Genomic DNA, 10,560 nt, shown 5'->3' on the forward strand with positions numbered 1-10,560 from the left:
TGCCGCTACGCAGAGCGCCGGCCCAGCCGCTGAAACAGTCGCGGACGCACCGTCAGGCTGCCTGCCCCTGCTGACCCACAGCACGGGTGTGGTGGTCAGCCTGGACGTGGCCGAAGGCGATGCGGTGGCTGTCGGCCAGAGCCTTGCTGTGCTGGAGGCGATGAAAATGGAGTTTGTGGTCACCGCCAGCCACAGCGGCATCGTCCGCCAGTTGGCCGTGCAGATCGGCAGCGCGCTCAATGAAGGCCAGCCGCTGCTGTTTATCGAACCCGCCGAGGTTGACGCTGCTGCCCACCAGAGCGAACAGAGCCTGGACCTCGAGCATATCCGTGCGGACCTGGCCGAAGTGCTCGAACGCCACGCGCTCCTCACCGATGTACGCCGTCCTGCCGCCGTAGCCAAACGGCGCAAGACTGGCCAGCGCACCGTGCGCGAGAACCTGGCGGACCTGCTGGACGACGGCAGTTTCAGCGAATACGGCGCCCTGGCGATTGCCGCACAACGGCGTCGGCGCTCGCTGGCCGAGCTGATCGAACAGAGCCCGGCCGATGGCCTGGTGGCCGGCACCGGCACGGTCAACGCCAAGGCATTCGGCGACCAGGCTGCACGCTGCATGGCCATCGCCTACGACTACACGGTATTCGCCGGCACCCAGGGGGTGATGAACCACAAGAAGACCGACCGCATGCTCGGCCTCGCCGCGCAGTGGCGCTTGCCGGTGGTGCTGTTTGCCGAGGGTGGCGGCGGCCGGCCGGGCGATACCGATTTCGTCGGCGTAGCCGGGCTGGACTGCCACACCTTTGTCGGCATGGCCAAGCTCTCCGGCCTGGTGCCGCTGGTAGGCGTGGTGTCCGGACGCTGCTTTGCCGGCAACGCCGCCCTGCTCGGCTGCTGCGATGTGATTATCGCCACGGAGGACGCAACCATCGGCATGGCCGGCCCGGCGATGATCGAAGGCGGCGGCCTGGGCAGCTTTAAACCGGAACAGGTCGGCCCGGTGAGCGTGCAGGGCACCAATGGCGTCATCGACGTACGGGTGGCCGATGAAGCCGCAGCGGTGCAGGTGGCCAAGCAGTACCTGAGCTACTTCCAGGGAGCGCTCAGCGAATGGGATTGCGCCGATCAGCGCGAGCTGCGCCAGCTGATCCCGGAAAACCGTTTGCGCGTGTATGACATCCGCCAAGTGATCGCCACCCTCGCCGACAGGGACAGCGTGCTGGAACTGCGCCGCGAGTTTGCGCCCGGCCTGATCACTGGGTTTATCCGCATCCAAGGTAAGCCGTTCGGCCTGCTGGCCAACAACCCCGCGCACCTCGGCGGCGCCATCGACGCAGTCGCCGGCGACAAGGCCGCACGTTTTATGCAGCTGTGCGATGCCTTCGATATCCCATTGCTGTCGCTGTGCGACACCCCCGGCTTTATGGTCGGCCCGGAGGCCGAGAAACAGGCCACGGTGCGCCATGTCTCGCGCATGTTTGTCGCCGCCGCCAGCCTGACCGTGCCGTTTTTCACCGTAGTGCTGCGCAAAGGCTACGGTCTCGGCGCTCAGGCCATGGCTGCCGGCAGCTTCCATTCGCCGCTGTTCACCATCGCCTGGCCCAGTGCCGAATTCGGTGCAATGGGCCTGGAAGGTGCGGTGCGCCTGGGGTTTGCCAAGGAGCTGGCCGCCGTCGAAGAACCGGCGGCACGCCAACAGCTGTTCGACAAGCTGGTGGCCAAGGCCTACGAGAACGGCAAGGGCATCAATATGGCCAGTTTCCTGGAGATCGATGCAGTGATCGACCCTGTGGAAACCCGCGCCTGGCTACTGCGCGGCCTTAATGCCACAGCACAACCCGCTGCCCGCACAGGCAAGAAGCGCTCGGTCGATACCTGGTAGGTCGCTGTCGCGTCTGGATGCAGAGGTGGAATGCATCCAGGCTCAGGCGTGTTAGGCCGAACCATGTTTGGGCAGTTTCCGGCGCTTCGGGTAAACTGCCGCATCTTTTGCACCTATAACGATCTGCCTGATGCCGACGACCTTCCACGAGATTCCCCGTGAGCGCCCGCTGACGCCCCTTCTAGACCGCGCCAATACGCCGGACGAGCTACGCCGCCTGGGCGAAGCAGAGCTGGAAACCCTGGCCGACGAATTGCGCCAGTACCTGTTGTATACGGTCGGGCAGACGGGCGGGCATTTCGGCGCGGGCCTCGGCGTGATCGAGCTGACCGTGGCCCTGCATTACGTTTTCGACACCCCGGATGATCGCCTGGTGTGGGATGTGGGCCATCAGGCCTACCCGCACAAGATCCTTACCGGCCGCCGCGAGCAGATGGGCAGCCTACGGCAGAAGGACGGCATCGCCGCCTTCCCGCGCCGCTCGGAAAGCGAGTACGACACCTTTGGCGTCGGCCACTCCAGCACCAGCATCAGCGCCGCCCTGGGCATGGCCATCGCCGCCCGCCTGCAGAACAGCAAGCGCAAGGCCGTGGCGGTGATCGGTGACGGCGCCATGACCGCCGGCATGGCCTTCGAGGCGCTGAACCACGCCAGCGACGTGGGTGCCAACATGCTGGTGATCCTCAACGACAACGACATGTCGATTTCCAAGAACGTCGGCGGCCTGTCCAACTACCTGGCCAAGATCATCTCCAGCCGCACGTACTCGAACATGCGTGAGGGCAGCAAGAAAATCCTCTCGCACCTGCCGGGTGCCTGGGAAATCGCACGCAAGGTCGAAGAACACGCCAAAGGTATGCTGGTGCCCGGCACCCTGTTCGAAGAGCTGGGCTGGAACTATGTCGGCCCCATCGATGGCCACGACCTGCCCACGCTGCTCGCCACCCTGCGCAATATGCGCGACCTCGACGGCCCGCAGTTCCTCCATGTGGTGACCAAAAAGGGCAAGGGCTTCGCCCCGGCTGAGGCCGACCCGATTGGCTACCACGCGATCACCAAGCTGGAGCCGATCAACGCGCCGGCCGCCCCCAAGCAAGCCAGCGGCCCGAAATACTCCAGCGTGTTCGGCCAATGGCTGTGTGACATGGCGGCTGCAGACCCGCGCCTGCTTGGCATTACGCCAGCGATGAAGGAAGGCTCGGATCTGGTGGCGTTCAGTGAGCGTTATCCCGAGCGCTATTTCGACGTCGCCATCGCCGAACAGCATGCCGTGACCCTCGCCGCCGGCATGGCCTGCGACGGTGCCAAGCCGGTGGTGGCGATTTACTCGACCTTCCTGCAGCGCGCCTATGACCAGCTGATTCACGATGTGGCCGTGCAGCACCTCGACGTGCTGTTCGCCATCGACCGCGCCGGCCTGGTCGGCGAAGACGGCCCGACCCACGCCGGCAGCTTTGATATTTCCTACCTGCGCTGCATCCCCGGCATGCTGGTGATGACACCGAGCGATGAAAACGAACTGCGCCGCATGCTCACCACCGGTCACCTGTTCAATGGCCCCGCCGCCGTGCGCTATCCGCGTGGCAGCGGTCCGAATGCCGCCATCGAGCCGGGCCTGGAACCGCTGGAAATCGGCAAGGGCATCGTTCGCCGCCACGGCAAGCAAACCGCCCTGTTGGTCTTTGGCGTACAACTGGCCGAAGCCCTCAAGGTCGGCGAAGTGCTGGATGCAACGGTGGTCGACATGCGCTTCGTTAAACCGCTGGATGAAGCGCTCGTGCGCCAGCTGGCCGCCAGCCACGAACTGCTGGTGACCCTCGAAGAGAACAGCGTAATGGGCGGCGCTGGCAGTGCCGTCAGCGAGTTCCTCGCCCATGCTGGCATCCTCAAACCGGTGCTGCACCTGGGGCTGCCGGACTACTACGTCGAACACGCCAAGCCAGCGCAGATGCTCGCCGAATGCGGGCTGGATGCCGCCGGCATCGAGGCCGCCATCCGCGCGCGCCTCGCCAGCCCTTGCGCATGAATACCGCTCATCCAGGGCTGAGCCAGGCTTGCTTGTAATTCATCCAACCGCGCATTAAGGTGCGCGGCGTTTTACTTCCGCCAAGGTGCGCCCTTCTACAGTGAAGCGGCGTTAAACGGGAAGCCGGTGCGTTCTGACGAACCATCCCGGCGCTGCCCCCGCAACGGTAATCGACCGCAGAGTCGTTCTGCACGTCACCTCAACGCCACTGGGTTATCCCGGGAAGGCGAGGCGGCGCACGTCGAGAGCCCGGAGACCGGCCTTGCTGGATGTGACTGGTGTTGCGGAGGGCATCACCGTCAAGCTCAGGCAGCGTTTGCGCGCCCGTTCTTGCCCCTGCCCTCCTCAAAAGTCGTTCGATCTTTTGAGGATTTCCTGTGAAATTATCTCGCCTTGCTCTGGCTGTCACACTGGCCCCAGGCCTGACCCTGGCCAACGAAGCCAACCCGCCCTATCAGGCCCAACCGCTGGTGATTACCCGCGCCACGCCCCTGCAAACCCAGGCACCGGCCAGCGTCAGGGTGATTGACCGCCAACAGATTGAGCAATCTGCCGCTCACTCGTTACTCGATGTGCTGCGTGCTGAGGCGGGGATACAAGTCCGCGACACCATTGGCGATGGCAGCCGAGCCACCTTCAGCCTGCGTGGCTTTGGCGAAAATGCGGTAAACAACACCCTGATTCTGGTGGATGGTCGCCGCCTTAACCAACCCAGCCAGGCAGGCGCTGACCTCAACAGCGTGCCACTGGGTAATATCGAACGCATCGAGATCATCCGCGGCGCCGGCACCGTACTGTATGGCGACCAGGCGGTGGGCGGCGTCATCAACATCGTTACCCGCACCCCAAGCCGCAACGAGGGCTATCTCGAAGCCAGTCGCGGCAGCCATGATCTGGAGGCCTTGCGCGGGCATATCTACCAGCAACTCGGCGGTGGATTTTCGACTTACCTGAGCGGCGAGTCGCGTACGGCCGACAACTACCGCGACCATAACAACGCCAGCTACAGCAACGCCTTCGCCCGTCTGCGCCATGACCATGACAGTGGCCATGCACTGTATGAGTACCAGACGGTCGACGATGAACTGCTGTACCCCAATGCCATGAGCAGGGCGCAGCGCCATGCAGACCGCAAGCAAAGCGACTCGACGGCCTGGAACGACAGCAAGACGCAGGTTCATCGTTTTGCCCTGGAACAGCAACTGGATGACACCTGGACGAGCAACCTCGACTACAGCCACAGCGATCAGGACAGCGTTGGCAGCTTTGCCGCTCCCAGCCGCTTTACCCAGGACACCCGCACGGAAAGCATCAGCCCCAGGTTGAGTGCACGCTACGGCAACAGCCTTGGCGCTGGAGAATGGCTACTTGGCCACGACCACATAAGCAGTGACGCCCAATCATCCTGGGGCACCGACTTCCAGCAGACCCAGCGCGACTGGTATAGCCAGTTAAGCCAGGGGCTTGGGCGCGGCGTAACGGTTACTGCCGGCTACCGCAGCAGCGAAGCGGACGACCATAACAAGGCGAGCCGCAAACAGCACAAGGATCGCGAAGACAGCACCAGCATCGGCCTGAACTGGCAAGCCAACCAAGAGACGCGCCTGTTTCTCAAGCGTGAGGACGTGCTGCGCTGGGCCAACGTGGACGACAATGCCTTTGTCCTGCCGGGGGTCGAGTTCCTCAAACCGCAAACCGGTGTGTCCTGGGAAAGCGGCGTCGAGTGGCAAGACGGCGTGCAGCGCTATCAAGCAACGCTGTATCGACTGGATTTGCAGGACGAACTGCTCTACGACGCCCTGATTGCCAACCCCAACAGCTGGAATGGTCGCGGCGCCAATATCAATCTGGATAAAACCCGCCGTGACGGACTGCTACTGGAGGCAGAGCGCCAATTGAGCGAGCGCCTGAGCATCGGCGGCCAATACAGCTTTACCGATGCGGAATTTCGTGCAGGCTCCTTCCAGGGCAACAGCGTGCCATGGGTGGCCCGCAACACGGCCAGTGCGCACCTCAACTACCGGATCATTCAAGGGCTGCACACGTATCTGGAAGCCGTGTACACCGGGCGCCGCTATTACTCAGGGGACGATGCCAACAATCAGCAGCAGGCCGGCGGCTATACCCTGATCAATGCAGCGCTGAGCTACAACTACAGACAGTTCAGCAGCACATTGCGCCTGAATAACCTCACCGGCAAACGCTACGATGTCTTTGCCAGCAGCGCCAGCCGCTACCCGGCGGCCGAAGAGCAGGTCAAGCTCAGCCTGGGCTACCGCTTCTGAGTGACAGTCCCTGAGCGGGCAGGCTCAGGGCCATGGTTTAGCGGGCGCTCGCCAGGCGCTCGCACAGCGCTTCGATCGCGGCCAGCATCTGAAAGCTCGGCCGCTCCAGACCATCGTCCGGCACACGCCACAGTTGTTGACGCTCCACCGCTGCCAGTCCCGGCCATACTCGCCAGGCATCCAGTTGCGCCTGCACACTGGCCAGAATCACCTCCGGGTTGCGTTCAAGCACGGCCTCCACACTCACCTGCGGAGCAGGCAGACTCAGGTCCGCAAAAACATTGGTGGCACCACACACCGCCAGTGCGTCGCTGATGATCTGCTGGCCGCCGATGGTATACAGCGGGACATCCCAAACCTGATAGAACAGGCGTACCGGCCGCTCACGCCGGTAACGCTGGCTCAAACGCTGCAAGCCCTGGTTGAATTGCTGCTGCAGATGCCGGCCCCGCTCGACACGGTCGACCCGCGCGGCAATGTCAACAAACTGGTCAGCCAGCTCAGCCAGTTTGCGCGGTTCGACCACCAACACGGGCACACCGATGCGCTGCAACTGCTGACGCTGTGTCGCACTGATACTGTCGGGCCATAACAGCACCAGATCAGGTTGCACCTGCAACAGACTTTCCAACTCCAGCTGACCTAAGCGGCCGACAGAGGGCAGATGGCTTATAGCTGCCGGCCGCGCCCCACCATCGAGCACGCCGACCAAGCGATCTGCGGCCCCCAGCTCAAGAACAATTTCGGTCAGCGATGGCGCCAGGGTAACCACCCGTTGGGCGGCTGCCACCGGCCAGGTGAGTGACAGCAATACACAGAGCAGCAGGCCGCGCATCAGCCGAGTTGGCGAGGAATGCGATAGAGGTACAGCAGCACGATGCTGGACAGCGCCTGCAGAATCAGCGGGATTGCCTCAAGCCCGGCAAAGACCGCCAGCGCCGCGATCCAGGCCGGTAAGGCCGCACCCAGCAGGGCCAGACGCCGCACCCGCGTCAGCTCCAGCCAGGCATCGTGCTCAGCCGGACCGTCGAGGCTTTTTTCCGTGGCGATCAGCGCACGCTTATAGGCGCTGAACAACGGCAAGCTGACAAACATCGAGGCCAGACCGGCGATAAACAGCGGCATAGTCAACAAGCCTGTCTGTTGACCGGCCCCAAACAGCAGATTGAAGACAAACAGCGGGGCCAGGGTCACCGCCAGTTGCCGCCACCACTCCAGCGCCAGTCGCCGACGCACTTCGCCGCGCGTCACAGGCTTTCCTCAACCTCACCCTGATGCAAACTGCCAAGCATGTGCCCGAGTTTGCCGGCTTTGGTCGCCAGGTATTTTCTGTTGTGCGGGTTGTGATCAATCTGCAGTGGCACGCGGGTCGCCACGTTGATGCCCATATCGCCCAGCGCCTTGACCTTGCGCGGGTTATTGGTCATCAGCTTGAGCTGGCTGATGCCCAGATGATCAAGCATCGGCAAGCAGATGGCGTAATCACGCTGATCGGCACCAAAGCCCAGACGTTCATTCGCCTCGACGGTATCGGCACCGCCGTCCTGCAGCTCATAGGCACGAATTTTGTTCAGCAAGCCAATACCCCGGCCTTCCTGGCGCAGATAGAGCAGAACGCCCCGCCCTTCACTGGCGATGGCACGCAACGCGGCCTCGAGCTGAAATCCACAATCACAACGCAGACTGAACAGCGCATCACCGGTCAGGCATTCGGAATGCAAACGCCCCAATACAGGCGCACCATCAGCCACATCACCAAAGGTCAGGGCTACATGCTCCTTGCCCGTGGCCTCTTCAAGAAAGCCATGCATGGTAAATACGCCAAAGGGGGTAGGCAGCTGGGAGGCGGCGACAAACACGACGGACACCGGATGCTCCTAAAGATAAATGGCAGAAAGAATGTGGCCGGCATTGTAACAGCAGGCCCTGGCAGCCGCTCAGCCTGAATTTCTGATGATAAGAATCGAACACGCGACCGCGACTGGCTAGTACTTGGACTCCAGCACCAGCACATCCTGCTCAACCTTCCAGCCTACCCGACCGAGAAAGCTCATCCCCAGCAACGCTTCACTTGGTGAGCCACCCTCCAGCACCACGGCCTCAACCCCCAACACCTCCAGCTCGCCAACCTTGACCCGATCCAGGCTCACGCGCCAGCCACGCGCAGTACCGCTGGCAGTACTTACCTGCAGCGGTATGCCCACTGCGCGGTAGTCGATACCGAGACGACGCGCATGCTCATCGTTCAATGCCACGGAGGTGGCTCCGGTGTCGACCATAAACTGGATCGGGTGACTGTTGACCGAGCCGGCAACCCAGTAATGACCACCGACACCTTTGGCGACGCTGAGCTGCTTTTTGGTCGGTTCGGCAAAGCCTTCGCTGTATTCACGACTGAGACTGTAAGCGCGCTCGACCCCATCAACCCGCAACACGGCGCCGCGGCTGTCAGCGCTGACCACCAGCACACCACCAGGCCCAACCTGACCCACCTTGACCAGCTTGCGCTGACCATCGACGTTTAATACGGCAGCCCCCGGAAACAAGCCAACAACGCGCACCTGAGTGACCGCAACAGCCACGTTGACGGTCAGCAGCGAGACACTCAGAGCCAGGATTTTCAACGCATGCATGACGCATCTCGCACAGTTAGTTGAACGGATAGGGTTGTTGCCAACGCTGGAAAATCGGCCGCAAACTGCCGTCATTGATTAACACAGTCATCCGCTTATCAAACAGCTCAGCCAGCGCACGGCCGCGAGCGTTATCAGCGAACCCCAGATAAACCGGCAGCTTGGTCAGATGCGTGACGTAATAGCGGGCCGGCTCACGCGCAGTGCTCAGTACGTCATCGACCTCGGTTACAGCATCAATATAGAAATCAGCATGATGCTGATCCAACATGCCGAGAATCCCGCCGCGCCGTATGACTTCGCGGTACTCGCCAACCTTCGGCAGGTAGCGCTGATATTCATAACCACGCACCCAGATCAACCGGTACTGATCCAGCGTATCGAGGGTCGGCCGGGCCTGCGTACGCAGCCCAAGCGCCGATATTTGATCAGCGTCATAGTGCCAGCGCGGATAGAACACGCCTTGCTGAACCTCGTTGTGGTAGGACCCGGCCCAGGCATCGGCCTCGCCTCGCTGAACCAGCCCAATCGAACGGGTGTAAGGGACGCTCTGGATATTCAGTTGCACACCTGCCGGCTCGAACACCTGACGGAAAATTTCCCAGGCCAGCCCGCGACCATCGGCTTGCGTGTGTTCCGGCCAGGCTTCGGCAGCAATCTGCACGCTCGTCGGCGTAGCGGCGTGTGCCAGCGAACTGACAACGCTCAGCACTAACCATAGCCCCCAGCAGCGTTTCATCGCCTACCTCTCCTTACGCGCCCAGCGCAGACGCCAGTCCATTCGTCCAGCCCCAAACGATCAACTGCAGCGCCATCCAGGCAAATACCCCCGCCAGCACGTCATCGAGCATGATGCCGACACCGCCGTGTACATGCCGATCCACCCAGCGAATCGGCCAGGGTTTGAGGATGTCGAACACGCGAAACAGTAAAAAGCCTAGCAGCAGCCAACCCCAGCCGTGTGGAACCAGCCAGAGAGTAATCCACATACCGACCATTTCGTCCCAGACGATGCCTTCGTGGTCGTGTACTCGCAGGTCATCGGCCACCTTGCCGCACAGCCAGAAGCCAAACAACATGGTGGCGCCCAGCATCAACCAGTACCCCCAGTCCGGCAGCATCTGCAACAACGGAATAAATGGCAGGGCAACCAGTGACCCCCAGGTCCCCGGCGCTTTCGGCAATGTACCGGAACCAAAACCGAACGCCAGGAAATGCCAGGGGTTGCGCCACACCGAAGGCGGTACAAACTCGGCAGAGACTTGCTTGGGATGATCAGTCACAGGTCGTTCCAAAATGTTGATAACCCCGCCGAGGCGGTTCTACGCGCTGACCGAGCGGATCCAGCAGGGTCACACCCTGGCCTGCAACCACACAGCCGATCACCTGCACCGGAAAACCAGCATCCTGCACATCAGCCAGATAGTGAGACGGCAGCGTAAAGGCCAGCCGATAGTCATCGCCACCGCTCAGCGCACATTGCAGTGCAGCAGCATCGCCAACCTGCGCCCGCAAGGCATCGGATAAGGGCACTCGGGCCTGCTCAATAACCAGCTCCACACCCGAGGCTGCAGCGATATGCCCACAGTCCGCCAGCAGGCCATCGGAGATGTCCAGCGCCGCGCTGGCTTTGCCACGCAGAGCCAGCCCCAACGCCAGTTGTGGCAATGGCGACCAGTAGCGTGCCAGCAGTGCTGCCGCCTGCAGCGAATCGGCACGCTGCTGGCCCAGGACCAG

General features: G+C 62.3%; 10 protein-coding genes and 1 riboswitch. Of the genes, 3 read left to right on the forward strand and 7 right to left on the reverse strand.

The window, feature by feature from the left end:
* The 3 genes from DBR00_RS21000 to DBR00_RS09520 all read left to right on the forward strand — a co-directional run.
* Positions 1-1,879 (forward strand): carboxyl transferase domain-containing protein (locus DBR00_RS21000; RefSeq protein WP_305888787.1); only part of this gene is annotated, 1,879 nt, incomplete at its 5' end.
* 130 nt (positions 1,880-2,009) lie between these two features.
* Positions 2,010-3,905, forward strand: coding sequence for a 1-deoxy-D-xylulose-5-phosphate synthase (gene dxs / locus DBR00_RS09515; protein WP_108489659.1), 1,896 nt, complete (start codon positions 2,010-2,012; stop codon positions 3,903-3,905).
* A gap of 66 nt (positions 3,906-3,971) precedes the next feature.
* Positions 3,972-4,185: riboswitch (cobalamin riboswitch) on the forward strand.
* A gap of 97 nt (positions 4,186-4,282) precedes the next feature.
* A complete protein-coding gene (locus DBR00_RS09520) occupies positions 4,283-6,190 on the forward strand; it encodes a TonB-dependent receptor (RefSeq protein ID WP_108489660.1) in 1,908 nt (635 codons plus the stop codon).
* Between the two features lie 37 nt (positions 6,191-6,227).
* Here DBR00_RS09520 and DBR00_RS09525 read toward each other — a convergent pair whose 3' ends face one another.
* From DBR00_RS09525 to DBR00_RS21005, 7 genes are all read right to left on the reverse strand, one after another.
* On the reverse strand, positions 6,228-7,025 hold the full coding sequence (locus tag DBR00_RS09525) for a cobalamin-binding protein (RefSeq protein WP_108489661.1): 798 nt from the start codon (positions 7,023-7,025) through the stop codon (positions 6,228-6,230).
* Positions 7,025-7,441, reverse strand: a complete 417-nt coding sequence (locus DBR00_RS09530; RefSeq protein ID WP_108489662.1) for an MFS transporter — start codon at positions 7,439-7,441, stop codon at positions 7,025-7,027. The genes DBR00_RS09525 and DBR00_RS09530 overlap by 1 nt, the downstream gene beginning before the upstream one ends.
* Positions 7,438-8,058, reverse strand: a complete 621-nt coding sequence (ribA, locus tag DBR00_RS09535; protein ID WP_108489663.1) for a GTP cyclohydrolase II — start codon at positions 8,056-8,058, stop codon at positions 7,438-7,440. Before ribA ends, DBR00_RS09530 begins: the two co-directional genes overlap by 4 nt.
* 117 nt (positions 8,059-8,175) lie before the next feature.
* Positions 8,176-8,823, reverse strand: a complete 648-nt coding sequence (locus tag DBR00_RS09540; protein ID WP_108489664.1) for a TIGR02281 family clan AA aspartic protease — start codon at positions 8,821-8,823, stop codon at positions 8,176-8,178.
* Between the two features lie 16 nt (positions 8,824-8,839).
* Positions 8,840-9,562: an ABC transporter substrate-binding protein gene (locus DBR00_RS09545; RefSeq protein WP_108489665.1), complete on the reverse strand. Its 723-nt coding sequence runs from the start codon at positions 9,560-9,562 to the stop codon at positions 8,840-8,842.
* Positions 9,563-9,575: 13 nt separating this feature from the next.
* Positions 9,576-10,106 carry a phosphatidylglycerophosphatase A gene (locus tag DBR00_RS09550; protein WP_108489666.1) on the reverse strand — a complete coding sequence of 177 codons (531 nt, stop codon included), beginning with the start codon at positions 10,104-10,106 and terminating at the stop codon, positions 9,576-9,578.
* Positions 10,099-10,560: thiamine-monophosphate kinase (locus DBR00_RS21005; protein WP_256582959.1), on the reverse strand; the 462-nt coding region annotated here is incomplete at its 5' end. The genes DBR00_RS21005 and DBR00_RS09550, both read right to left, overlap by 8 nt.

The organism is Pseudomonas sp. HMWF032 (assembly GCF_003060885.1).
Taxonomy (GTDB): Bacteria; Pseudomonadota; Gammaproteobacteria; order Pseudomonadales; family Pseudomonadaceae; genus Aquipseudomonas.

Coding starts and splice junctions, on each gene's coding strand:
- dxs (WP_108489659.1), top strand. CDS start 2,010: ATGCCGACGACCTTCCACGAGATTCCCCGTGAGCGCCCGCTGACGCCC.
- DBR00_RS09545 (WP_108489665.1), bottom strand. CDS start 9,562: ATGAAACGCTGCTGGGGGCTATGGTTAGTGCTGAGCGTTGTCAGTTCG.
- DBR00_RS09540 (WP_108489664.1), bottom strand. CDS start 8,823: ATGCATGCGTTGAAAATCCTGGCTCTGAGTGTCTCGCTGCTGACCGTC.
- DBR00_RS09525 (WP_108489661.1), bottom strand. CDS start 7,025: ATGCGCGGCCTGCTGCTCTGTGTATTGCTGTCACTCACCTGGCCGGTG.